Annotated in this window: 24 protein-coding genes and 1 tRNA gene; 12 read left to right on the top strand and 13 right to left on the bottom strand. The window is 69.8% G+C overall.

The features are described from left to right. Positions 1 to 3 precede the first annotated feature (3 nt). From ACQPWU_RS20635 to ACQPWU_RS20620, 4 genes are all read right to left on the bottom strand, one after another. On the bottom strand, positions 4 to 861 hold the full coding sequence (locus ACQPWU_RS20635) for an NAD(+)/NADH kinase (protein ID WP_433442366.1): 858 nt from the start codon (positions 859 to 861) through the stop codon (positions 4 to 6). A gap of 42 nt (positions 862 to 903) precedes the next feature. After that, complete coding sequence (locus tag ACQPWU_RS20630; protein ID WP_433442364.1) at positions 904 to 2,226, bottom strand: enolase C-terminal domain-like protein; 1,323 nt, start codon at positions 2,224 to 2,226, stop codon at positions 904 to 906. 3 nt (positions 2,227 to 2,229) lie between these two features. Continuing rightward, the gene (gene kdgD, locus ACQPWU_RS20625; protein WP_433442362.1) at positions 2,230 to 3,144 is read right to left on the bottom strand and encodes a 5-dehydro-4-deoxyglucarate dehydratase; all 915 of its coding nucleotides are present in this window, start codon (positions 3,142 to 3,144) and stop codon (positions 2,230 to 2,232) included. A gap of 130 nt (positions 3,145 to 3,274) precedes the next feature. Continuing rightward, a complete protein-coding gene (locus ACQPWU_RS20620) occupies positions 3,275 to 4,207 on the bottom strand; it encodes a LysR substrate-binding domain-containing protein (RefSeq protein WP_433442360.1) in 933 nt (310 codons plus the stop codon). Between the two features lie 135 nt (positions 4,208 to 4,342). Here ACQPWU_RS20620 and ACQPWU_RS20615 point away from each other — a divergent pair, with 135 nt between their 5' ends. From ACQPWU_RS20615 to ACQPWU_RS20595, 5 genes are read left to right on the top strand one after another with little or no spacing between them, the layout of a single operon-like run. Continuing rightward, positions 4,343 to 5,350, top strand: a complete 1,008-nt coding sequence (locus ACQPWU_RS20615; RefSeq protein WP_433442357.1) for a tripartite tricarboxylate transporter substrate binding protein — start codon at positions 4,343 to 4,345, stop codon at positions 5,348 to 5,350. Positions 5,351 to 5,383: 33 nt separating this feature from the next. Then, a complete protein-coding gene (locus ACQPWU_RS20610; protein ID WP_433442355.1) occupies positions 5,384 to 5,875 on the top strand; it encodes a tripartite tricarboxylate transporter TctB family protein in 492 nt (163 codons plus the stop codon). A gap of 9 nt (positions 5,876 to 5,884) precedes the next feature. Then, a complete protein-coding gene (locus ACQPWU_RS20605) occupies positions 5,885 to 7,405 on the top strand; it encodes a tripartite tricarboxylate transporter permease (RefSeq protein WP_433442353.1) in 1,521 nt (506 codons plus the stop codon). Beyond that, a complete protein-coding gene (locus tag ACQPWU_RS20600) occupies positions 7,402 to 7,797 on the top strand; it encodes a universal stress protein (protein WP_433442351.1) in 396 nt (131 codons plus the stop codon). Before ACQPWU_RS20605 ends, ACQPWU_RS20600 begins: the two co-directional genes overlap by 4 nt. Beyond that, positions 7,794 to 9,068, top strand: a complete 1,275-nt coding sequence (locus ACQPWU_RS20595) for a glucarate dehydratase family protein (RefSeq protein ID WP_433442349.1) — start codon at positions 7,794 to 7,796, stop codon at positions 9,066 to 9,068. The genes ACQPWU_RS20600 and ACQPWU_RS20595 overlap by 4 nt, the downstream gene beginning before the upstream one ends. A 12-nt stretch (positions 9,069 to 9,080) precedes the next feature. On the opposite strand, the gene ACQPWU_RS20590 is transcribed toward ACQPWU_RS20595, so the two are convergent. Genes ACQPWU_RS20590 through ACQPWU_RS20580 form a run of 3 tightly spaced genes read right to left on the bottom strand, consistent with a single transcriptional unit; the run spans position 9,081 to position 12,119 of the window. After that, on the bottom strand, positions 9,081 to 9,797 hold the full coding sequence (locus ACQPWU_RS20590; RefSeq protein ID WP_433442347.1) for a FadR/GntR family transcriptional regulator: 717 nt from the start codon (positions 9,795 to 9,797) through the stop codon (positions 9,081 to 9,083). A 3-nt stretch (positions 9,798 to 9,800) separates the two neighbouring features. Continuing rightward, positions 9,801 to 10,988, bottom strand: a complete 1,188-nt coding sequence (locus tag ACQPWU_RS20585; RefSeq protein ID WP_433442345.1) for an L-talarate/galactarate dehydratase — start codon at positions 10,986 to 10,988, stop codon at positions 9,801 to 9,803. A 3-nt stretch (positions 10,989 to 10,991) separates the two neighbouring features. Then, positions 10,992 to 12,119 (bottom strand): L-talarate/galactarate dehydratase, encoded by a 1,128-nt coding sequence (locus ACQPWU_RS20580; protein WP_433442343.1) that lies wholly within the window; start codon positions 12,117 to 12,119, stop codon positions 10,992 to 10,994. 115 nt (positions 12,120 to 12,234) lie between these two features. On the opposite strand from ACQPWU_RS20580, the gene ACQPWU_RS20575 reads away from it, so the two are divergent. Next, on the top strand, positions 12,235 to 13,086 hold the full coding sequence (locus ACQPWU_RS20575) for a DUF72 domain-containing protein (RefSeq protein ID WP_433442341.1): 852 nt from the start codon (positions 12,235 to 12,237) through the stop codon (positions 13,084 to 13,086). A gap of 403 nt (positions 13,087 to 13,489) precedes the next feature. Further along, the gene (locus ACQPWU_RS20570) at positions 13,490 to 13,786 is read left to right on the top strand and encodes an antibiotic biosynthesis monooxygenase (RefSeq protein ID WP_360696797.1); all 297 of its coding nucleotides are present in this window, start codon (positions 13,490 to 13,492) and stop codon (positions 13,784 to 13,786) included. A gap of 23 nt (positions 13,787 to 13,809) precedes the next feature. Here ACQPWU_RS20570 and ACQPWU_RS20565 read toward each other — a convergent pair whose 3' ends face one another. The 3 genes from ACQPWU_RS20565 to ACQPWU_RS20555 form a co-directional block, all read right to left on the bottom strand. Further along, a complete protein-coding gene (locus tag ACQPWU_RS20565; RefSeq protein ID WP_433445255.1) occupies positions 13,810 to 14,505 on the bottom strand; it encodes a response regulator in 696 nt (231 codons plus the stop codon). A gap of 8 nt (positions 14,506 to 14,513) precedes the next feature. Continuing rightward, entirely contained in the window at positions 14,514 to 15,857 is a 1,344-nt protein-coding gene (locus tag ACQPWU_RS20560; protein WP_433442339.1) for a sensor histidine kinase, read from the bottom strand. Positions 15,858 to 16,138: 281 nt separating this feature from the next. After that, positions 16,139 to 16,462, bottom strand: a complete 324-nt coding sequence (locus tag ACQPWU_RS20555) for a hypothetical protein (protein WP_433442337.1) — start codon at positions 16,460 to 16,462, stop codon at positions 16,139 to 16,141. On the opposite strand from ACQPWU_RS20555, the gene ACQPWU_RS20550 reads away from it, so the two are divergent. Next, the gene (locus ACQPWU_RS20550) at positions 16,461 to 17,411 is read left to right on the top strand and encodes an alpha/beta hydrolase family protein (protein WP_433442335.1); all 951 of its coding nucleotides are present in this window, start codon (positions 16,461 to 16,463) and stop codon (positions 17,409 to 17,411) included. The two genes, ACQPWU_RS20555 and ACQPWU_RS20550, sit on opposite strands and share 2 nt — an antisense overlap. Positions 17,412 to 17,484: 73 nt before the next feature. On the opposite strand, the gene ACQPWU_RS20545 is transcribed toward ACQPWU_RS20550, so the two are convergent. Next, entirely contained in the window at positions 17,485 to 18,546 is a 1,062-nt protein-coding gene (locus ACQPWU_RS20545) for a saccharopine dehydrogenase family protein (protein WP_433442333.1), read from the bottom strand. A 96-nt stretch (positions 18,547 to 18,642) separates the two neighbouring features. Between ACQPWU_RS20545 and ACQPWU_RS20540 the strand changes: the two genes are divergently transcribed. The 3 genes from ACQPWU_RS20540 to ACQPWU_RS20530 all read left to right on the top strand — a co-directional run bounded on the left by ACQPWU_RS20540 (position 18,643) and on the right by ACQPWU_RS20530 (position 20,413). Then, the gene (locus ACQPWU_RS20540) at positions 18,643 to 19,620 is read left to right on the top strand and encodes a helix-turn-helix domain-containing protein (protein WP_433442331.1); all 978 of its coding nucleotides are present in this window, start codon (positions 18,643 to 18,645) and stop codon (positions 19,618 to 19,620) included. A 39-nt stretch (positions 19,621 to 19,659) separates the two neighbouring features. After that, on the top strand, positions 19,660 to 19,821 hold the full coding sequence (locus ACQPWU_RS20535) for a hypothetical protein (RefSeq protein ID WP_433442329.1): 162 nt from the start codon (positions 19,660 to 19,662) through the stop codon (positions 19,819 to 19,821). A 518-nt stretch (positions 19,822 to 20,339) separates the two neighbouring features. Further along, a tRNA-Pro gene (locus tag ACQPWU_RS20530) sits at positions 20,340 to 20,413 on the top strand. A gap of 290 nt (positions 20,414 to 20,703) precedes the next feature. Here ACQPWU_RS20530 and ACQPWU_RS20525 read toward each other — a convergent pair. Both ACQPWU_RS20525 and ACQPWU_RS20520 read right to left on the bottom strand, forming a co-directional pair. Then, the gene (locus tag ACQPWU_RS20525) at positions 20,704 to 20,940 is read right to left on the bottom strand and encodes a hypothetical protein (protein WP_433442327.1); all 237 of its coding nucleotides are present in this window, start codon (positions 20,938 to 20,940) and stop codon (positions 20,704 to 20,706) included. Positions 20,941 to 21,049: 109 nt separating this feature from the next. Continuing rightward, positions 21,050 to 22,564 (bottom strand): FAD-binding oxidoreductase, encoded by a 1,515-nt coding sequence (locus ACQPWU_RS20520; RefSeq protein ID WP_433442325.1) that lies wholly within the window; start codon positions 22,562 to 22,564, stop codon positions 21,050 to 21,052. A 384-nt stretch (positions 22,565 to 22,948) separates the two neighbouring features. Here ACQPWU_RS20520 and ACQPWU_RS20515 point away from each other — a divergent pair, with 384 nt between their 5' ends. Further along, positions 22,949 to 23,383, top strand: a complete 435-nt coding sequence (locus ACQPWU_RS20515) for a hypothetical protein (protein WP_433442323.1) — start codon at positions 22,949 to 22,951, stop codon at positions 23,381 to 23,383. Positions 23,384 to 23,438 lie beyond the last annotated feature (55 nt).

Below are 23,438 nucleotides of genomic sequence, written 5' to 3'. Positions count from 1 at the left end.
GGATCAGTAGGCCTCGATGCTGCCGTCCACCCGCAGCTTGCGCCGGGCCCGCTCGTAGAACGTGGTGCCCAGCCGGACGACCTTCGCCGCCCCGGGCCACGCGGCCACCGTGATGACGTCGCCTGGACACAGATGCGCCACCACGGCCCCGTCGACCTCCACCGCCAGCCTCCCGCTGGTGGACAGCACCTCCAGCGTCACGTCCTCGTCGGCGGGCAGCACCAGCGCCCGGTTGAACGCCGAGTGCGCGGCGGCGGGCACCACCAGCACCGCCTCGACCCGGGGCGAGACGATGGGCCCGCCGGCGGAGAAGCTGTAGGCGGTCGAGCCGGTGGACGTCGCCACGATCACCGCGTCGGAGGCGTAGCGCACGAAGTCGCTGCCGGCCGGGGTGACGGAGATCGCCGCCAGCCCCTCGCCCGGGATCCGGACGAGGGCGATGTCGTTGAAGGCGGTCACGTCCGTGCCGTTGATCCGGCTCCTGATCGCCATGCGCGGCTCGATCGTGTACCGGTGGTTGTCGATGGCCGACAGCGTGTCGGCCAGCTCGTCCACGTCGATCTCGGCCAGGAAACCGAGCTTGCCGAGGTTCACGCCCAGGATGGGTGTGGGCCGCCCGGCCAGCAGGCGCATGGTGCGCAGCATGGTCCCGTCGCCCCCGAGCCCGACCAGCAGGTCGGCCCGCTCGACGAGGGCGTCGGCGTCGACGGGCACGGCTGTGCAGTCGATGCGGCCCACCTCCTCGGGCAGCCCGAGGACGGTGACCCCCTTCTCACCGGCCCAGCGGAGGATGGTGTCTATCGCCTTCTTGGAGTCGCGCTGAGGATGCAGCACCAGCCCGACCGTCCCGACCATGCCCATGAGCCCACACTAGGCGAAGTGCCGCCCCGCTGATGGCCGAGGTCAGCGGACGAGGCAGGGACGTTTCGGGTCGAACGTCCAGCCCTTCACCAGGAACTGCATGGCCACGGCGTCGTCGCGGGCGCCGAGACCGTGGCGGAGGTAGAGCTCGTGAGCCTCCGCCAGGGCCGCGCGGTCGAGCTCGACGCCGAGCCCTGGAGCGGTCGGCACGTCGATCGCGCCGTCCCTGATCTGGAACGGCCGGGTCGTGAGCGCCTGCCCGTCCTGCCAGATCCAGTGCGTGTCCAGCGCCGTGATCTCCCCCGGGGCGGCCGCTCCGACGTGCGTGAACATCGCCAGCGAGATGTCGAAGTGGTTGTTGGAGTGCGAGCCCCACGTCAGCCCGAAGTCGTGGCAGATCTGGGCGACGCGGACCGAGCCGGCCATGGTCCAGAAGTGCGGGTCCGCGAGCGGGATGTCCACCGCGTTCGCCCGTACGGCGTGGGCCAGCTCGCGCCAGTCCGTGGCGATCATGTTCGTCGCCGTGGGCAGGCCGGTGGCACGCCTGAACTCAGCCATCGTCTCCCGGCTCGAGAAGCGGCCCTCGGCGCCGCACGGGTCCTCGGCGTAGGCCAGGACGCCGCCCAGCCCTCGGCACAGCCGTACCGCGTCGGCGAGCAGCCAGCCGCCGTTGGGGTCGAGGGTGACGCGCGCGTCGGGGAAGCGGCGGGCCAGCGCCTTGACCGCCTCGATCTCCTCCTCGCCGGCCAGGACCCCGCCCTTGAGCTTGAAGTCGGCGAAGCCGTAGCGCTCCTGCGCGGCCTCGGCCAGCGCGACCACCGCGTCGGGCGTGAGCGCCTCCTTGCGCCGCACCTGGGACCAGCGGTCGTCGCCCGCGTCGTCCACCAGGTAGGGAAGGTCGGTCTTGCCCGGGTCGCCGACGTAGAAGAGGTAGCCCAGCATCGGCACCCGGTCGCGCTGGCGGCCCTCGCCCAGGAGCTCGGCCACGGGCAGCCCGAGGTGCTGGCCGTGCAGGTCGAGCAGGGTGGACTCCAGGCCCGTGACCGCGTGGACGGTCGTGCGCAGGTCGAACGTCTGGGCGCCGCGCCCGCCGGCGTCCCGGTCGGCGAACCGCGCCGCCACCGACCGCAGCAGGCTGCGGTAGCGGGCCACGGGCCGGCCGATCAGCAGTTCGGCCGCCTCCGAGACGGTCCGGCGGATCGCCTCGCCACCGGGCACCTCGCCGAGGCCGGTGCGCCCGTCGGAGTCGGTGGTGATGACGACGTTGCGGGTGAAGAACGGGCCGTGGGCGCCGCTGAGGTTGAGCAGCATGCTGTCGTACCCGGCCACCGGGACGACCTCGACGCGCTGGATGGTGGGGGTCATGGCCTAGCTGATCTTGCTGATGAGGGCGGTCAGTTCGGCGAGCTCACCGTCGGTGAGGTTCTGCAGCGGCGGGCGCACCGGTCCGGCCGGGCGTCCCACGGCGGCCAGGCCCGCCTTGATGATCGACACGGCGTACCCCTTCTGGCGGTCGCGGATGTCCAGATACGGGATCACGAACTCCCTGATCCGCCGGTAGACGGCCTCCCGGTTCTGGGCCCGGACGTCGGCGTAGAAGTCGAGCGCGTACTGCGGCACGAAGTTGAAGATCGCCGAGGAGTAGGTGCTCATGCCGAGCTGGAGCAGCGGCAGCGCGAACGTCTCGGCCGTGGGCAGGCCGCCGATGTAGGCCAGGCGGTCGCCGACGGAGGCGTAGATGCGCGTGAGGTGCTCGATGCTGCCGACGCCGTCCTTGAACCCGACGAGGTTCTCGTTCCGGTCGGCCAGGGCCGCGACGGAGCGGTCGTTCAGGATCGCGTTGGCCCGGCTGTAGACGATGACGCCGAGGTTCGTGGCGCGGCAGACCGCGGAGACGTGCTCGACCAGACCGGCCTGCCCGGCCTCCGTGAGGTACGGGGGCATGAGCAGCAGCCCGTCCGCCCCGGCGGCCTCGGCGGCCTGGGCCTGCGCGACGGCGGTCGCGGTGCCGCCCGTGGCCGGGGCGACGACGGGGACCCTGCCGTTCACCTCGCCGACCGCCACCCGCACCACCTGGTCGATCTCGGCGGCGGTCAGCGAGAACCCCTCGCCCGTGCCCCCCGCGGCGAACAGACCGGCCACCGGGTACGTGCTCAGCCAGGACAGGTGGTCACGGTAACCCGCCTCGTCGAACTGCAGGTCCTCGGTGAAATGAGTGACGGGGAACGACAGCAGGCCACTCTTGAGCTGGGCGGCGAGCTCCTGGGGCGAGAAATTCGGCATGAACGTCCTCTGGTTTACACGCGGCCGTGGGATCCCCCAGCACCGCCGGTAAGGCTGACGCCGTCAGGCTAAGGAGGAGGGTGGATTCCTGTCCAAGTGCGTTTCTGTATCCGACGATACCGACAGGGCATCATGCCTGGGGCTCAGGGAGCAGCTCGAGCACGCGCCACAAGGCCGGGTTGGTCGAGCCGTGGTTCCAGATGACGTGCAGCTCGACCGGCTCGCCCGCGATGCCACCACCTTTTCCCGGGGCGCCGCCGTCCAGCGGATCGCCGCCGCCCCGTACCAGGTCGCAGAAGACGATGCCCTCGATGCCGAGCGAGCGCGCGCTGGCGGGCACCAGCGCCACGCCCCGGCCGGCCGCGACGAGGAGCGCGGCGGTGAGGATCTGATGCACCTGCTGCTCGATCCTGGGGTGGGCGTTGGTGAGGAACCGGACGGTCAGCTCGTGGAAGTAACGCGACTGTACGGGGTTGTAGCTGATGACCGGCAGGCCGTCGAAGTCGTCGGGGGCGAGCGGGCGGTCGAGGGCGGCGAGCGGATGCCCGACGGGCACGACGGCACACAGCGGCTCGCGGAAGACGACCCGGGAGCGCAGCGCGGCGATGTCGAAGGGCGGGCGGGCGAGGCCCATGTCGAGCTCGCCGCGCAGGATGCCGTCGACCTGGCCGGCGGTCACCCGTTCGTGGAGGATGACGTCGATCTCCGGCAGCTCCTCCGCGAGCCGGCGCAGGAGCACGCCGAGCATGCTGATGGCCGAGACCGCGGTGAAGCCGAGCCGTACGGTGCCCGTGGCGCCCTTCGCGATGCGGCGCGCCCGGTCGCCCGCGGTGTCGACGAGCGTGAGCATGCGCCGCGCGTCCTCCAGGAAGCCGCGCCCGGCGTCGGTGAGCACCACGCGGCGGTTGTCGCGTTCCAGGAGGGTCACGCCGATCGTGCGCTCCAGCTTCTGGATGTGGCGGCTCAGCGGCGGCTGCGTCATGCGGAGTCGATCGGCGGCACGGCCGAAATGGAGCTCCTCAGCGACCGCGACAAATGCCCGGATTTGATCGAGTGTAAGCATGATGCCCGCAGAGTATCACCTGATACCGAATTGAGCCTGGACAGGCATCGAGGCAGGTCCATAGTCTCCGGGGACTACAGAGCGGAAACAACCCCGTAACCTCCATAGACGCCGCTCGTATGAAGGAGAGAGTCCATGCCGACATCCCGGACGACCCCCCGCCGCATTCTCGTGGGTGTCATCGGTGCTGCCGCGGCGCTCGCGCTGACCGCGTGCGGCGGTGTCAAGACGACGTCCTCCGGTGGCGGTGACGGGAAATATCCGACGGGCAACATCGAGTTCAGCGTCGGCGCGTCCGCGGGCGGCTCGACCGACCTCATCACCCGGGCGCTGGCCCAGGGCATGAGCAAGGATCTCGGCGTCTCCGCGCCGGTGCTCAACAAGCCTGGCGCGAACGGCGCGCTCAACGCCAAGGAACTCCAGTCCGCGAAGCCCGACGGCTACAAGATCGCCATCCAGAACGCCTCCCTCTTCACCATCACGCCGCTCACGGTGTCGCCCGCCGAGGCCACGAAGATCGACTCGTTCGACGTCATCACCGGCGTCTCGCGCGACGACTACGTCATGGCGACCAACACCCAGTCCGGCTACAAGTCCATCGAGGACATGAAGAAGGCGGGCAAGACCATCCGCTACGGCACGACCGGCGTCGGCACGGGCGCCCAGCTCGCCTCCGCGCTGACGTTCAAGACCGCCGGCATCGAGGCGACGGCCGTGCCCTTCGACGGCGGCGCCCCCGCGCTGACCGCTCTGCTGGGCAACCAGGTCGACGTCTCGACCATGCAGATCGGTGAGGCCATCGAGAACATCAAGGCCGGCAAGCTCGTCCCGCTCGCGGTCTTCTCCGACAAGCGCATCCCGTACCTGCCGGACGTCAAGACGGCCAAGGAGCAGGGCTTCGACGTCCTGGTCACCCAGTACCGCTTCCTGACCGCGCCCAAGGGCACGCCCGAGGACGTCAAGACCCGCCTGCTCGACGCGGCCAAGAAGACGTTCGCCACGCCGGAGTACAAGAAGTTCAACGAGGACAACTCGCTCACCCCGATGGAGGTCTCCCCGCAGGAGGTGCTCACCTCCTTGCAGAAGGACACCGCCACCTACAAGGAGCAGCTGAGCAAGTACGGCATCAGCCTGGCCGGATAGTTCCCCGGACACTTCCAAGGAGCGAGCATGTCCATGTCTGACCCTCTCGAGGAGGTCGCCGGCATCGCCGACGAGACCCGGCCGCCGCACGCCGGCCCCGTCTCGCAGGTCGCGGCGGCCCTGGCGGCGCTGGCCGTCGGCGTCGCCGGGGCGATCGGATCCCTCGCGCTCGGGCTCGGCCGCCTCACCCAGCCGGGCCCCGGCCTGTGGCCGTTCGCCATCAGCGTCGTCATCGTCGTGCTGTCGGCGACGCTCGTCGTCACCGGCCGCGGGCTCGAGGACGCCGAGCGGTTCTCGAAGGCGAGCCTGCTCACCGGGATCGGCCTGGTGACGCTCATCCTGCTCGCCGTGCTGCTGCCGCTGATCGGCTTCGAGATCCCCTCGCTGCTGCTGGTCTTCGTCTGGCTGCGCTGGCTGGGCAAGGAGTCGTGGCGCTCCTCCATCGTGGTCAGCGTCGCGACCGTGGCCGCGTTCTACCTGCTCTTCGTCGTGCTGCTCCAGGTCCCGCTCCCGCGTCTCATCTGAGAAAGCCACATGGACATCTCCCCCATCCTCAACGGCTTCGGCGTCGTCCTGGAGCCGGCCAACCTGCTCTACTGCCTCATCGGCGTCATCATCGGCATGCTCATCGGCGTGCTGCCGGGGCTCGGCCCCGGCGCGACGATCGCCATCCTGCTGCCGATCACGTACGGCATCGGGCCGGTCTCGGCGATCATCATGCTGGCGGGCATCTTCTACGGCGCCCAGTACGGCGGCACCATCACCTCGGTCCTGCTCCGCCTCCCCGGCGAGGCGTCCTCCGTCGTCACCGTCTTCGACGGGTTCGCGCTGGCCAGACAGGGCAAGGCCGGCACCGCGCTGGGCATCGCCGCCATCGGGTCCTTCATCGGCGGAACCGTCTCGATCATCGGCCTGACGGTCCTCGCGCCGGTGGTGGCCGGCTTCGCGCTCGACTTCGGGCCGCCCGAGTACGCGGCCCTCGGCGTGCTCGGCGTGCTGCTGATCTCCTCGGTGGGCAACGGCAACAAGCTCAAGGCGATCATCGCGGCCTGCGTCGGCCTGTTCATCGCGACCGTGGGCCGCGACACCTTCACGGGTGCCGAGCGGTTCACCTTCGACAGCCTGAACCTGGCCGAGGGCATCGACTTCATCCCGATCGCCATGGGCCTGTTCGGCCTCAGCGAGATCCTCTACAACCTCGAGGAGCGGCACAACCAGGTGCACGCGCCGGCCAAGGTCGGCAACGTGTGGCCGTCGCGCCAGGACCTGCGCCAGTCCAGGGGCGCGATCGGGCGCGGCTCGCTCATCGGTTTCATCCTGGGCGTGCTGCCCGGCGGCGGGGCCGTGCTGTCGTCCTTGGCGGCGTACGCGTTCGAGAAGCGGCGCGCCAAGCAGCCGGAGCGCTTCGGGCAGGGCGCCGTCGAGGGCGTGGCCGCGCCGGAGACCGCCAACAACGCCGCCGCCACGTCGTCGTTCATCCCGCTGCTGACCCTCGGCATCCCGGCGAACGCGACCATGGCCCTGATGTTCGGGGCGCTGCTCATCCAGGGCATCCAGCCGGGGCCGCAGCTCGTCACCGAGCACCCCGACGTCTTCTGGGGCGTCATCAACTCGATGTACATCGGCAACATCCTGCTGCTCATCATGAGCATCCCGATGGTCGGCGTCTTCGTGAAGATCCTGCGCGTACGCCCCGCGATCCTGGCCCCGATCACGGTGCTCATCACGCTGCTCGGCGCCTACACCGTGAACAACCAGGTCTACGACATCTTCCTGGTCATCGCCTTCGGCCTGCTCGGCTACCTGATGAAGAAGTTCGGCTTCGAGCCGGGGCCGCTGGTGCTGGCGTTCGTGCTCGGCTCGATGATCGAGAACTCGTCGCGGCAGGCGCTGCTCATCTTCGGCGGCGACCCGACCGGCTTCTTCACCCGCCCCATCTCGGGAACGGTGCTGGCCCTGGTCGTGCTCGTAGCGTTCCTGCCACTGATCCGCAAAGCCGTGCGCCGTAAGACCTCCGCTCCAGTCGAGGCTCCAGTTGAGGAGAAGACGTCATGACGATCCTCGTCGGTTACCTGCCCACGCCTGAGGGTGATGCCGCGGTCGACGCGGGCCTGCGCGAGGGCGCGCTGCGCTCCGAGCGCGTGATCATCGTGAACTCGCCGCGCCGCGGTGCGCCCGTCGACGAGCACAAGATCGACGACAAAGCCTCCTCCGCGCTGCTCGCCCGCGCGCGGGCCGCGGGCGTGGACGCGGAGGTACGCCAGCCGCTCCACGACGACGACCTCCCGGAGACGTTCGAGGCGCTCATCGAGGAGACCGGCGGGACGCTCATCGTCATCGGGCTGCGGCATCGGTCGCTGGTGGGCAAGTTCATTCTCGGCAGCGAGGCGCAGCGCATCCTCATGGAGGCCAGCGTCCCGGTCCTCACGGTCAAGGCGGCGCAGTGAGCGCGCGTGACGGCGGGCGCATCAGCCGGGTCACCGTCACCCCGGTCGCCTTCCATGACCCTCCGCTGCTCAACGTCGTCGGCGTGCACCAGCCGTTCGTACTGCGCACGATCGTCCAGGTGCACACCGACTCGGGGCTGGTGGGGCTGGGCGAGACATACGCCGACCAGGCCCACCTCGACCGCCTCGACGCCGTCGCCGCGGCCCTGCCCGGCCTGGACGTGTTCGACGCCCACGGGCTCCGGCGCGTCGCCGAGGAGACGCTCGGCGCGTCCACCGGCGGCGCGGGCGCCAGCTTCGGCGGCATGCTGGAGGTCTCCAGCGCCGTCGACACCGTGGCCTCCCCCTTCGAGGTGGCACTGCTCGACCTGCAGGGCAAGGTGCTCGGCCGCCCGGTGAGCGACCTGCTCGGCGGCGCCGTACGCGAGCGGGTGCCGTTCTCCGCGTACCTCTTCTACAAGTGGGCCGGCCACCCCGGCCAGGACGAGGACTCGTGGGGACAGGGCCTCACGCCCGACGAGATGGTGGCCCAGGCCCGGCGGATGGTCGCCGACTACGGCTTCACCGCCATCAAGCTCAAGGGCGGCGTCTTCGAGCCCGGCCACGAGGTCGAGACCGTCGAGGCGCTGGCCGCCGCCTTCCCCGGCCATGCGCTGCGCATCGACCCCAACTGCGCCTGGACGGTGGAGACCTCCATCAAGGTGGCGCACCGGCTGGCCGGCGTCCTGGAGTATCTCGAGGATCCGACGCCCGGCATCGACGGCATGGCGGCGGTCGCCCGGCACACCGACCTCCCGCTCGCCACGAACATGTGTGTCATCGCCTTCGAGCACCTCAAGCCCGCCGTCGCGGCCGACGCCGTACAGGTCGTCCTGTCGGACCACCACCTGTGGGGCGGGCTGCGGCGCTCGGCACTGCTGGGGGGCATCTGCGAGACGTTCGGCATGGGGCTGTCGATGCACTCGAACTCCCACCTCGGTGTGAGCCTCGCCGCGATGACCCACCTGGCGGCCGCCACCCCCAACCTCACCTACGCCTGCGACACCCACTATCCGTGGAAGACCGAGGAGGTCATCAAGCCCGGGGCGCTGGAGTTCCGCGACGGAAGCGTGGCCGTGCCCACCGGCCCCGGCCTCGGTGTGGAGCTGGACGAGGACGCTCTGGGGGCGCTGCACGAGCAGTATGTGCGGTGCGGGCAGCGCGGGCGTGAGGACACGGCCTACATGCGCACGGTGGTCCCGGACTTCACCCCCAACACCTCCCGCTGGTAACCCGCTCGGGCCCTACGGGGCCTGGAGCCGGGCTCGGGAGTTGGACAGGTGGAGCCGCATCGCGGCACGTGCCGCCGCCGCGTCCTGGTCGGCGATGGCCCGGAAGATGTTCTCGTGTTCCAGCGTCACCCTGGTGAAGTGCGTCGCGTTCGACACCGTGTACGCGTGCTCCAACCGCGTGCGCGGCAGCATGATCACCATCGGCCCGAACGACGCCAGCAGGTCGGAGTAGAACCGGTTGCCCGAGGCGAGCGCGATCTTGAGGTGGAACTGGAAGTCGGCCTCGACGGCGCCGCTGGGCTGCTCACCAGAGCGCCCGAGATCGACCAGGGCCCGTTCGATGGCCTTGAGCTGCAGGTCGGTACGGCGCTCCGCGGCAAGCCCAGCCGACTCCGACTCGACGCCGATCCGGAAGTCGATCATGTCGAGCACGTCGCGGTGCGTGCGGATCTGCGAGGCCTCGACGGAGAAGGCCGTGGAGGCGGGCAGGGCCAGCACGAACGAGCCACGGCCCTGGAAGGTCTCGACGAGGCCGGCCGCCTGGAGCCGCGAGATGGCCTCGCGGACCACCGTGCGGCTCACGCCGAACTCCTCGACGAGCGAGGACTCGGTCGGCAACTTCTGGCCGGGCTCGATCTCGCCGGCGAGGATGCGCGACTTGAGCCGTTCGACGAGCTCATGCGCGAGCCCGCGCCCGCTGTCGCGATCGAGCCTCTGATCTGGCGGCACGGATCACAACCTATCCGGCGGCGGCACCGAACTCGACCCCGCCGGACCGCCGGGCCGCGGCCGGGTCGCCGAGGCTCGGAACTCGACCTGGTCGAGCCGCCATCCCACGGCCTCGCCGGCAAGGCTGAGGCCGAGGCCCGGACGGTCGGGCACGAGCATGCGCCCTCCCTCGATCTCAAGCCGCTCGTTGAACAGTGGCGAGAGCCACTCGATGTGCTCCACCCACGACTCGCTCGGGTAGGCGGCGGCCAGGTGGACGTGGATCTCCATCACGAAGTGCGGGGCGACCTGCAGGTGCGCGTGATCGGCCAGCGCCATGACCTTGAGATAGGGCGTGATGCCGCCGACGCGCGGCACGTCGGGCTGGAGGTAGTCGGCGGCGCGGAGGTCGATGAGGCGCACGAGGTCGGGGACGCTGGAGAGCATCTCGCCGGTGGCGATCGGCGTGTCGAGAGCAACCGCCAGCTGCGCATGCCCCTCGGCGTCATAGGCGTCCAACGGCTCCTCGATCCACACGAGCCCGAACTCCTCCACCGCCCGCCCGAACCGCAACGCCGTCACACGATCCCACTGCTGATTGGCATCCACCATCAACGGAACACCATCCCCGAGATGCTCCCTGACCGCCGCCAACCGCCGCAGATCCTCCCTCATGTCCGGCTGACCCACCTTGATCTTGATCCCGCCGATGCCATCCCGGAGAGACCGCTCCGACTTCTCTTTGATCTCCTCGATCGGCGCCTGGAGATAGCCGCCGGACGTGTTGTACGTCCGCACCGAGTCGCGATAGGCCCCCAGCAACTTCGCCAGCGGCAGCCCGGCGCGCTTCGCCTTCAGATCCCACAGCGCGACATCGACCGCCGCCAGCGCCTGCGTCGCCACCCCGGAACGGCCCACCGACGCGCCCGCCCACAGCAGCACGTCGTACACCTTGCCGATGTCGGAGGGATCCTGGCCGAGGAGGTTCTCCCCGACCTCCTTGGCATGGGCGAACTGGGCACGGCAGCCCGCGCGGGTCGTGTAGGAGAACCCGAGCCCCGCCAAACCGTCACGGGTCACGACCTCACAGGTCAGGACGTCGATCTGCGACAGGGGCCGCTGGCGCCCCGTGGCGACCTTGGCGTCGCTCACCGCGTACGCGAGCGGCACGGCGTAGTGGCCGAACCGTACCGACTCGATGCGGTCGCCCACCGGTCAGGCCTTCCCGAACTCGACGCTGTCGACGGTCCACTTGCGGCACTGCTCGCTGAGCGTGAAGCCGAGCCCGGGCCGGTCGGGCACGAGCATGCGGCCGTCGCGGGTCTCGAGCCGCTCGTTGAACAGCGGGTTGAGCCATTCGAAGTGCTCGACCCAGGGCTCGCGCGGGTAGGCGGCGGCCAGGTGGAGGTGGATCTCCATGGCGAAATGGGGTGCCAGCTGCAGGCCCGCATGGTCGGCGAGGGTGGCCAGGCGCAGGAAGGGCGTGATGCCGCCGACGCGCGGGGCGTCCGGCTGGATGATGTCGGCTGCGCGCGCCTCGATGAGGCGGACATGCTCGGCGACGCTGGAGAGCATTTCGCCGGTGGCGATCGGCGTGTCGAGAGCAACCGCCAACTGCGCATGCCCCTCGGCGTCATAGGCGTCCAACGGCTCCTCGATCCACACGAGCCCGAACTCCTCCACCGCCCGCCCGAACCGCAACGCCGTCGCACGATCCCACTGCTGATTGGCATCCACCATCAACGGAACACCATCCCCGAGATGCTCCCTGACCGCCGCCAACCGCCGCAGATCCTCCCTCGTGTCCGGCTGACCCACCTTGATCTTGATCCCGCCGATGCCGTCCTCGAGCGACCGGCTCGCACGCGCCTTGACCTCCTCGATCGGCGCGTGCAGGAAGCCGCCCGAGGTGTTGTACGTCCGCACCGAGTCGCGATAGGCGCCCAGCAACTTCGCCAGCGGCAGCCCCGCCCGCTTCGCCTTCAGATCCCACAGCGCGACATCGACCGCCGCCAGCGCCTGCGTCGCCACCCCGGAACGGCCCACCGACGCGCCCGCCCACAGCAGCACGTCGTACACCTTGCCGATGTCGGAGGGATCCTGACCGAGGAGGTTCTCCCCGACCTCCTTGGCATGGGCGTACTGCGCCGGACCGCCTGCCCTCTTGGAGTAGCTGAATCCGGTGCCCTGATGGCCCTGCTCTGTCGCGATCTCGGCGAAGAGGAAGACTATCTCGGTCATCGGCTTCTGCCGGCCGGTGAGGACCTTGGCGTCGCTGACGGGGACGTCCAGCGGGAGCGTGACGGAGGAGAGCGAGACGTGGCGGATGCGGTCGGCGGCCATGGCGGTCCAAGGAGGTCGAGTAGTGGATGTTGTCAGTCATCATACGATGCCATCATTCGTATGACAACCTTCGAGCCGTGACGGCGCCTCAGCGGATCTCCGATACCGTCGAGCCATGCGGCTTCATGTGGGATGCGCGATGTGGGCTCACGCGCGCTGGCCAGGTCGTTTCGTGCCCGACCAGCTCCCTCCAGGTGAGCGCCTGCGCTCCTACGCGACCTGGTGCGACGCCGTGGAAGGCAACACGACCTTCTACGCGACCCCGGCAAGGAGCACGGTCGACTCCTGGGCCCGCCAGACCGCCCCGGATTTCCGCTTCGTGGTCAAGCTCCCCAAGACCATCACTCACGAGCGCCGCCTCACCGGCATCGACGAGGACCTTCGCTCCTTCCTGGACGCGATCGAGCCGCTGGGGCCCCGGGCCCACGCCCTCTGGGTGCAGCTTCCCGGCTCGTTCACGCCGGCCGACGTCGGCGTCCTGGCCGCCTTCCTCCGCCGGCTCCCTCGCTCGCACAGGTACGCCGTCGAGGTGCGCCACCGCGCGTTCTTCGAGGACGAGCGGTCCGAACGGCTCCTGGAACGCGTCCTGGCGGCCGTGGACGCCGAGTGGGTCCCGTTCGACACGACGACCCTCTTCCAGAGCCCGCCGGCCAGTGACGCCGAACGCGACGCGTGGACCAAGAAACCCCGCGTCCCCCGCCGCACTCGCGCCCTCACGGCCCACCCGATCGTCCGCTACCTGGGCCGGGACGCGGAGTCCCGCACGATCGAGGGCTGGCAGACCTGGCTCGACACGGTCACGGAGTGGCTGAGGGAGGGCCGCTCCCCCACGTTCTTCCTCCACACGCCCGACAACGCCGACGCGCCGAGGCTGGCCCGCGCGTTCCACGAGGCGGTACGCGCCCGCCTCCCGGACCTGGTGCCCCTCCCCGAGCCTCAGCCGATAGACCCGTTGACCCTCTTCTAGCCGTCCCGATCAGGACATTCCCGACTTTCCCCCGAAACAGGTAAATGTCCTAGCCTCTCCGCGTACCAGCCTCGTCACCTCGGAGATGTCGATCGAGGCGGCAAGCTCGGCGTGCAGCAGGCCATAGCCGGCTGAGATGCCTTCTTCTGCCCTTCGACGGTTAGGTGTGCCGGCGGACGTTCATCCAGCCCCCTCAGCAAGGCATCGTGCCCACCAACCCACCGGGCGCGGCGGTGTCCTCGTCGCCCTGCCCGTGACCCGAGGACCGCGTCCCCGGTGGTGGCCCCTGTTGAAGCGCGGTGGCGAACGCCCATGCCCCGGGCGCCGGGCCATGGCGTCGCGGAGCCTATGGTGGATTGAGAGAGCGCCATCAAGCCAAATCGGCGTTGCAGAGGAGGCTGGGATGAGGGAGCACTTCGTCTGGGTGACGACGCGCCGCATCAAGCCGGGCGCGTTGGAGGCATTCGAAAGGGCATGGCGCCCGGACCCGTACCCGGAGGGTCTTCGCCAGGCCTACGCGTACTGGTCCGAGGACGGACGGGAGATCACCGGGGTGTCGTTCTGGGACTCGAAGGAGGCTTGCGACTCCTGGCGTGCATCGGAGGGCGAGGCCCACCGGCGTGAAGTCATGGCGCCTTACATCCTCGAGGAGCGCGAAGGCTTCTACCGCGGCCGCGAGCTCGGCGTCCCCGTACGGTAGGTCGCAGGCCTCGGGCCCTTGCATCAGCGAGGATAAGGAGGCTTCGACTCCGGCGGCCCGTCGGCGGGCGAGCCCGGCGCGATCAACCCGGTCTCGTAGGCGAGCACGACCGCCTGGACCCGGTCCCTGAGGCCGAGTTTGGACAGGATGCGCGCGACATGAGTCTTCACCGTCGTCGGGCTGAGGCTCAGCCGGTCAGCGAGCTCGGCGTTGCTCAGCCCGGTGGCGAGCAGGCGCAACACCTCCAGTTCGCGGGGTGTCAGCTCCGACAGGTCCCGGTGCACGGCTGCTCTGGTCTCGTCGCGCCGGGCGAAGCGCTCGACCAGGCGGCGGGTGATCGTCGGCGCGAGCAGGGCGTCACTTGCGCGCACCAGGCGCACCGCGGCCACCAGGTGCTCGGGTGTGACGTCCTTGAGCAGGAACCCACTGGCCCCCGCGGTGAGTGCGGCGTAGACGTAGTGGTCGAGATCGTACGTGGTCAAAATGAGGACGCGGGACTCGTTCGCGCCTTCTGCCATGATCTGCCGGGTGGCTTCGAGGCCGTCCATCAGCGGCATCCGGATGTCCATGAGCACGACGTCAGGTCGAGTACGCCGGACGGCGGCGACGGCTTCGCCTCCGTTGGCCGCCTCAGCCGCCACCTCGATGCCGCCGGCGGCGAGGATCATCCCGAACCCGCTGCGTACCAGCGCTTGGTCGTCGGCGATGACCACGCGCATAGGCCTGTTCACGTGGTGGTCCACGGAACCCGCGCCTTGATCTCGTAGCCGCCGCCGCTCCGCGGCCCGGCCCGCAAGGTGCCGCCGTAGAGCGCGAGCCGCTCCCGCAACCCGATCAGGCCCCGGCCCTGGCCGTCTCCGGCGCGCGCCGTCCGCCCACCGCCGGTGTCAGTGACCTCGATCTCCAGCCAGTCGCCGCGGTGGCCGATCGAGACGGACGCCGCCGCACCGGCCGCGTGCTTGATCGTGTTGGTCAGCGCCTCCTGAACGACGCGGTACGCGGCCAGGTCCACCCCTGGCGGCAGCGGGCAGGGCGGCGGAGAGATCTCGATGCTGACCGGCACTCCGGCTGCGCGAACCCGTTCGATCAACGAGTCGAGCTGGTCGAGCCCCGGTTGCGGTTCGAGCCCGTCCGAGTTGCTGCCCGCCCGCTCGCTCTCCGGCCCGGCGAGCAGGCCCATGACGTGACGTAGTTCGGCCATGGCGGCCCGGCCGCCGGCTTCGACCGCCAGCATGGCCTGCTTCGACTGGGCCGGGGCCGTGTCCATCACTGTGCGCGCCGCTCCGGCCTGGATCACCATCACATTCACATTGTGGGTGACGACATCGTGGAGTTCGCCGGCGATCCGGGAGCGCTCCTCCTGGACGGCCTTGCGCATGGCCTCCTCCTGAGCGCGCTGTAGTTCGGCGAATCGACGGCGGCCGGCGTCGAGTTGTCGCCGCCAGGCGCGGACGAAACCGGCGGCGACTCCGGCGCTCATGAGTACCACGAACGGCCCCAGCCAACTCGGCAACGCCGGGACGGAGTCCTGGAAGGCGGCGCCTGCCAGCACGGTGGCGAGGACGAGTCCGCCGAGGGCCGGCACCCGGTGACGGCTGTGGGCCACGGCGCCGTAGGCGGCGATGGCGAACGTCAGCACCGTGATCCACGTCGCGTCGTCGTGGGTGGCCAGCGCCGCGGCCAGCACCGTCCAGAAGGTGATCAGTGGGTACAGGCGCCGCACCGCCAGCGGCAGCGCTGTCAGAACCACGAGGAGCGGAAGCGGGCCCGGATCCTCCTGGCCGCCGGCGGGGGTGACGGGCCGTTCCGGGCGGCCGTGCGGGGCGTCGGTGCTTCGTGGCTGGGGAGAGGGCCGCAGTTGCAAGGGCTCCAACAGGGAGGGCGGCTGCCCGTCGACGCGATGGCGATCGTCTATGGTCCCCGCCGTCGCGGCCACTGCGACCACGGTCAAGACGATCGCGAGCAGCAGGTCGGCGAGAAGCGACCGGCGCGAGAGTCGGGCGGGTTTCCGCACGGGGCGCAGCGCATCCAGCCCGAACTGCCACCATCCACGTCCTTTGCTTGCTGTCACTGGTGCATTGTCCCGAGCGCACGGCATGTCCCACATCAGCCCCGGTGACCGGGTCCGGCCTCCGCCAGGAGTACATCGCAGGGATGACACGGCGGAGGGGTCCTCCCCGAGAGGGGGTCGAAATCGGCGTGACAGCCGACGCGGACGGATCTCGCCGGCCCCTAGCGTCGTTGCCGCCACCGGCCACCCGCGAAAGCACGTCGAGGCGGCCGCCCCCATCAGAGAGGACAGTTCATGCGTCATGTGATCGAACGGGAACCAACACCCGGCCCGGCCTCAGGTCACGGCGCCGGCGCGGGCAGACCGGCGACGCCCCGCCGGATCCGCCGAGGAGCCACCGCCGTTGCGGCCCTGCTCGGCTTCGTGGCCGCCACCTCCTGCGCGTCCGCGTCGGCGTCCAGTTCGGTCGTGTCCGGCGCCCCCTCACGCCAACCGTCGCCCGGCTCCACCTCGTCTGTCCCCGCCGATCCGACGTCCACCCGCGCCGGCACGCCGTACCTCCCCAAACCGACCGGATCCCAGCCGGTCGGCACCACCTCCTTGTACCTCAAGGACACCTCCCGCGCCGACCCCTGGGTTCCCAGCGTGAAGGCGAGGGAACTCATGGTCTCCTTGTGGTATCCGGCGAAATCCCGCAGCGGCAAGCGGGCCCCGTACATGACGGCAAAGGAGTCGGAGCTCATCCTGAAAGGCGGAGAGGTCACCGGTGTGCCGTACGACGCGCTGAGCAGAACGCGGACCAACGCCTTCAGCGACGCCGAACCGGCCGGACGTAAGCACAGCTTGCCCCTGGTGTTGCTCTCCCCCGGCTTCACCGAGCCCCGCAGCTCGCTCACCGCCCTGGCCGAGGAGCTGGCGAGCAGGGGCTATGTGGTGGCCGGAATCGAGCACACCTATGAGAGCCTGGCCACGACCTTCCCTGACGGCCGGGTCACCACGTGTGTCGCGTGTGAGGCAGTCAAAGGCCAGGAGTTCTGGAACAAGGTGGGCCAGAGCCGAGCGGCCGACGTCTCCTTCGTGCTCGACGAACTGACCGGCGCGCACCCCGCGTGGAAGGGCGCCTCGCTGATCGCCCCGTCCCGGATCGGGATGGCCGGTCACTCGGCGGGAGGCGCGAGCACCATCGCCGCCATGCTGAAGGACACCCGCGTGCGCGCCGGGCTCAACATGGACGGCACCACGTTCGCCCCGATCCCGGAAAGCGGGCTGTCGCGACCGTTCCTCTTCCTGGGCGCGCAGGCCATGCACAGCCCGGGCGGAAAGGACACCACGTGGGATCGTGACTGGGTACAGCTGACGGGATGGAAGCGCTGGCTCGTGGTGGCAGGGGCAGAGCATGTCTCCTTCACCGACACCGCGCTGCTGGTGGAGCAGCTCGGGGTCTACCGCAATCGCGGCCTGTCCGGAGAGCGCGCCGTCGAGATCACCCGCAGCCACGTTCGGGCCTTCTTCGACCTGCACCTGCGCCACAAGCCCCAGCCCCTGCTGGACAAGCCGTCAACCCGCTACCCCGAGGTCAAAAGGTGTGACATCGAGCAGAAGATCTGCGCTTAGATCGCCTGGATCGTCACCTTCCTTCAGCAGGGCTCGTGAACGGCCGGCCGGCGTGCGGCAATGAGGCCGGACGTCACCCGTTGCCCAGCGACACTTCGTCCAGCGGCAGGGACCGCAGGAAGTCCTCGGCGTCGAAGATCTCTCCGGCAGTGACGACGCCGGTGGCGCGGCCGCGGCCGGCCAGGATCCGTTCGGTGGCCTCCACCACGATCGGCGCGGTGATGGCGTAGATGTCGCGGCCTCGCACCGCCACCCGCCGCTGCTCGTCCCCGCGGCGGACGACGACCTCGACCAGGAAGACCTGGGCCGATCGGCCGCCGGCGTCAGCCGCCTGCGGGCCCTTGGTCTCCGGGTCGCCGAGGTCCTTCAGCGGGGCGACGTTCAGGAAGGCGTTGATCCGCGCGGTGTCCAGGTGATGGGAGATGGTGACCACGTCGCTGTTGGAGAACTGCCCGACGACGTCCTGGGTCCCGAACGGCTCGGGGAATGTCCAGGTCCCCCTCGGCGGCGGCTCGTCGCCCGCGAGGACCTGCAGGTGGTGCTCCGAGAAGACCACCCGCCGCCCGGCCCGGCGCTCGGCGGCCAGCAGGGTGCCCCGGGTCGGGTGCCAGCTGTCCAGGGCCACCGCGATCGAGATCTCGTCGGCCGCCGGCCAGTCACCGATCGCGACGGTGGCGAGCAGGTCGCCCAGCGCGCCGTAGAACGCCATCACCGGCGCCACCACGATGCCTGCCTCCTTCACCCGCGGATCATCCCGGTAGGTGTCGAAGGTGTCGATCGCGACCAGGGTCTCGCCGGTGACGTCCAGGTAGTGGATCCCGGCCCGCAGCGCTGCCTCGATCAGCGGCGGCGCGGTGTCGCCGAACGGCCCCGCGCAGTTGATCACCGCGGCCGCGCCGGCGAGCGCGCGGTCGAGCGAGGCCGGGACGTCGACCGAGGCGATCCTCCACTCCACACCAGGGTGGGCTGCGGCGGCCGCCTCCAGCTTCGCCGCGTCCCGCCCGGACAGCACCGGCGTCCAACCGCGCTCCAGCAGCTCCGCCGTCACGAACCGGGCGGTGTGCCCGTAGGCACCGAACACCGCGACCACCGGCTTCGCGCGTCCGCCGTCGGGGCGGTCATTTGTCTCCATCATCAGGTCTCCTCCAGCCATAAGGACTCGTTCCAATCCTGCTGAGGGGTGCCGCCGGGGGCCAGCTGCCGCGACGTCAACCTGCGCTAGATTCCCGTCATGCGCGCCCATCGCGTCGTCATGGCCGTCACCGACGGCATGCCGATCTTCGAAGCAGCCGTCCCGTGTCAGGTCTTCGGCGTCGACCGGCCGCACCTGGCCGATCCGTGGTACGAGTTCTCGGTGGTCCCGGCCGGGAATGCGCCCGTGCGGCTGCGCCCGGGATTCACCCTCGCCCCGGACCGCCACGGATGGGATCTGGAATCGACGGACACCCTCGTCGTCCCGGCCTGCACGAATGTGCACGACGACCCGCCGGCGGAGTTGGTGGACATCGTTCGGGAGGCGTATCAGCGCGGGATCCGGATCTTGTCCATCTGCTCCGGTGCCTTCGTCCTGGCCGCCGCCGGGGTGCTCGACGGGCGCCGGGCCACCACCCACTGGCTGTACGCGGAGGAGCTGAGCCGCCGCTATCCCGCCGTCCGGGTCGATCCGTCCGTGCTCTACGTGGAGGACACCAACGTGATCACCTCCGCGGGGACAGTGGCCGGCATCGACGCCTGCCTGCACGTGGTGCGGGTCGACCACGGCGCCGCGGTGGCCGCCGAGCTGGCCCGCCGCCTGGTCACTCCGCCGCACCGGGACGGCGGGCAGGCCCAGTACCACCGCCCGGCCTCGCCGGTGGTCCGCGACGGCTGGCTGGCCCCTCTGCTGGACTGGGCCGGCGAGCACCTGCATCTGCCGCTGTCCACCGCCGACCTGGCCGCCCAGGCCAATGTCAGCGTGCGCACCGTCGAGCGCCGGTTCGCCGAGGCGCTCGGGATGTCGCCGCTGCGCTGGCTGCTGCAGCAGCGCGTACGCCGGGCCCAGCAGTTCCTGGAGACCAGCGACCAGCCGATCGGATGGATCGCCGCCACGTGCGGGTTCGGCGGGCCGGCCAGCCTGCGGGCGCACTTCGCCCGGATCGTCGGGGTGTCGCCCACCGCCTACCGGCGGACGTTCAACGAACGGACCGGCGAGGCGCGGATCGCCAGCTGACCGGGCCGACCAGGACCGCCGGCGACGGAAGGCACCCGCATGTACACCTACGTCGTGCGGCCCCTCCTGATCGGCGCCCGTCCGGGAGAGTCGTGGGCTCTCGTACGGGGCGATGTCGATCTGGTCGGCGACCCGGACAGCGGTGTCCCATCGTGGACCGCGATGTGGCGCTCGAAGCGGCTGATGTGCGCCCGCATGTAGGTGGAGATCCGGGCCAGGTCCTCGGCGGGCAGTCCGGCCTCGGTGGCGAGCCGTGTCCAGGCAGTACGCCGGCCCTTCCTCGGCGGCGAGGGCAGTGCCGCGGTCGTTCATGGCCTTGGCCTGCTCGAGGGTGACACCGTGCTTGTGGGAGAGCATCCGGGAGGTCGGGACGTTCTCGCCGCGCGGCCGGCTGGGGTCGAGTTGATCACCTCGACGTTGTCGGCGTACTCGTTCTGGGCGGGTGCCTTGTTTCAACCGAGTGCGTCTCGATGACGATGGGTCCCGCCATCGCGCGACGACGAAGCAGGCCCTGACGAGTGTTGCGCGGACCCCGAAACCCAACGGCTCTCCTCGGCGCGGCCAGGGGGATCTCACACTTGCCGCCTGGCAGGTACAGTCGCCGTGACGGCGCCTCCAGCCTTCGTGAGAGTTGGCACAGAGGGGTCCATCGCTCGTGATAGTGTTCTTCACGCAAGGCCGGGCGGAACCAAAACCTAAAAGTTCCGCCAAGGACTTGACGGGACGTAGCGCAGCTTGGTAGCGCACCTGACTGGGGGTCAGGGGGTCGCAGGTTCAAATCCTGTCGTCCCGACATTTCGGATATCACCCGATCATCGAGTTGCGATGATCGGGTTTTACTATTCTGTGACGGTGCCGGCTCTCACATCTGAGCACCGATATTGATCTGCGGGCCGCCGTGCGGGAGTAGATCCGGCCAGTCGAGGGGCGCGGGCACAGAATGATAGGCGGGGGGGCAGATCGAGATCGCGAATAGTCGCTGATGGTCGATGGAGTTTCGTCTCAGAGCAGGCAAAAGGCCCGCCTTCCTGGAGTTACTCCAAGATTGACGGGCCCCGCCCGACCGCCGGGCCGAGAGTCTGCTTAATCGTGATCTATTCCTAGGTCCGTGTCCATGTCAAAGGCGTCCCCGCCGGGATGGGTCACGGGGTGCCCGAGGTCGGTTTCCAGGTCAAATCCGGCCTGTCCAGCGGCGGAGGCGAGCTCCGCCTCCTCCCTACGGTGGACGGCGTCCTCATGGTGGTGGTGAATACGCTCGGCGAGCTCGTGAAGGGGCCCGTGATGCTGCTGGTGGCTGTCGTCCGGCACGGCGTCGCTCATAACCCGTCATCGTCGGCGAGACCGCGCCGGGACGCAACAAACGGCACGTGAACAGACAGCCCGTCGGGTTGCCCTCCCTGTCCATGGCGGATCGGGGAACGAAGCAGGCTCACGTCTTCCGACCGCCCTCGGCGACGGCTGGGGGAACGTTCTGGTTGAGTCGAAAGAGGTTATCGGGATCCCAGGCCCGCTTGATTTCGGCCAGCCGGTCGTAGTTGTCGCCGTAGGCTCTGCGGACCCCCTCGGGCCCCTCGTCTGCGAGGTGGTTGACCTCCACCCCGGTAGCCCATGACCGTGTCGCCGCCCATAGCTGGTCGGCCCAGTCGATGTGCCTCTGCGGGTTCTCGTCGTCCGCCGACCAGGCCGCCCCGATTTCCAGACAGTAGGACGCTTCCCGGTGCCGGAAGGCGGTGGCGTCGGCCGCGACTCCGGCCACGGCACCACCCATCGGCAGGAGAAGCACACCGTTCTCCGGCGAGCTGAGCCTACCGCCGAAATCGATCACGGCTCCGATCAGTTCCTCCGTTATCGGACCGCCCAGATGAGAGCGCATGTGATAGGGCGTGGACTGCCCCTGTGCGTCGAACATGTGCTGGAGGACCTCGAACGAGGTCGGTTCGGCCAGGTCGGCGAACGGCTTGCCGAACCCACGCACCGGCGCGAGCTCGCGCTCCCCGTCGGAGACGGGTCCGACGTAACACATCGCCAGCGCGAGCACAGGCTTTCCGTGCAGTTCCTGGGGAACGAAAGGCGCCGGTGGAGCGGCGAGGATCGCAGGCGCCACATTGACTTCATCGGGAGCGTTTCGGCCGTACTGGGCGAGGAAGCGGAGCACCTCGGCGGCGTCGTCCAACCGGTGCAGGACCAGCCCGCCGAGCAGCCGGTCGACCGGGTGCAGGCGCAAGGTCAACTCGAGGACTACCCCGAGATTGCCGCCGCCCCCGCGCAGGCCCCAGTACAGGTCCTGATTCTCGTCGGCACTCGCCCGGACGATCCTCCCCGAAGCGGTGAGGACGTCGGCAGCGACGAGGTTGTCGCAGGCAAGCCCGAAGACTCGCGCGAACCACCCGTTACCCCCTCCAAGCGTCAGCCCGGCGACGCCCACATCGGCCACGTGCCCGCCGACCGGCACGAGCCCGTGCCGCGCGGTTGCTGAGGTGAGCTCACCCCACCGGACGCCCGGGCCGACCCTGGCCGTCCGCTGCTCCGCGTCGACGACGATCTGCTTCATCGGGCCCAGGTCCAGGACCAGCCCGCCCTCGGTCGTCGAGAAGCCGGGGAAGCTGTGCCCGCCGCCGCGGACGGCGACTTCGAGGCCGGTATCGCGTGCGGCCGCCAGCGCCGAGACGGCATCGCCCCGGGTCTGGCAGCGTGCGATGGCAGCGGGTTTGCGGTCGATCAGTTGGTTCCAAACGCGGCGGGCCGATTCGTAGTCGGCGGCCTCGGGCAGGATCACCTCGCCGTCGAAGCCTTCAGCCAACGTGCGTAACGCGTTCTCAGGGTTCACGTCCCCCTCCGATGCTTGAAGATGCGCCTTGGGGAGCTCCACGGCGGCCTGAGCACTGGCGGCGTTATCGCCGTAGTGCGTTTCTGGGATGTCGATGGAAGCCACTCGAATGGCCATCGCGATATCAGGGATTTCCCCGTCGGTGAGGAGAGGGACTTGTAGCCCTGAGCGGGGTGGCTGGGAGCTACGAAGCCGATTTCGACCATGAATCTTCTCCGAAGGGGCGCCTTGGGCAGGACCGTCCACGTGGACATCGCTGTGGATCAGCTCGTCGTTCCGCCGAAGCTGTCACTCGAGATCGAACGCTCGTCCTTGATCGGGGTTCGGCAAGAGGCAGCGCGGCCGGCTGGCGCCCCGGCGCGCCGCGGGCCGCCGCAGGCGGGCGCTTTGGACCACGCCACCAAGCTGAGCTACGTCCCGGTCGTGTGTCGTCGCCCGACGGGGGGCGGAACGGCATAGCCTTGGCGCAATCGAAGGTTTACACGTGTACTGAGAGCGGAGGTGGTCGGGTTGGGGCGGAAGCCGACCATCGATCGGCGGGAGCTGGCCAGACTGGTTGCCGAGGGGATGAGCGTGCAGGACCTCGCCGTGCACTTCGGGGTCAGCGAGTCCGGGGTGCTGCAGGCCAAGCGGGCCGCCGGGCTGGCCAAGCCGATGCTGGACCACAGCCGCGCCGTCCCGTGGAAGCTGGCGCGCGTGCACGCCCAGTCCGGGCCCGCCACCAATCTTCGCAACCTGTCGGCGGCCGCTCAGGGGAAGCCGCCCGCGGCCGAGCGGTTGAACACGGCTCTGCGGTGGGCTCAGCGGCTCGTGGACGAGGGGCTCGACGTGCGGTACGACGCGGCTGAAGGGTTCAGTGAGGTCCCGGCGCCACCAGGCGGCTCACATGTCGCAGCCGTGCTGGCCGCGGCGATGAAGGCGCTCGAAGCTCGCTGAGGCGGCTGGTTTCGACCAGCCGATTCGAGGGCAGTCGCTGGTCTCGACACAGAGA

The sequence above is a fragment of the Nonomuraea sp. CA-141351 genome (assembly GCF_050944675.1).
Taxonomy (GTDB): domain Bacteria; phylum Actinomycetota; class Actinomycetes; order Streptosporangiales; family Streptosporangiaceae; genus Nonomuraea.
The sequence above is the reverse complement of the archived record's forward strand: the minus strand, read 5'-3'. Positions and strand labels throughout refer to the sequence as shown.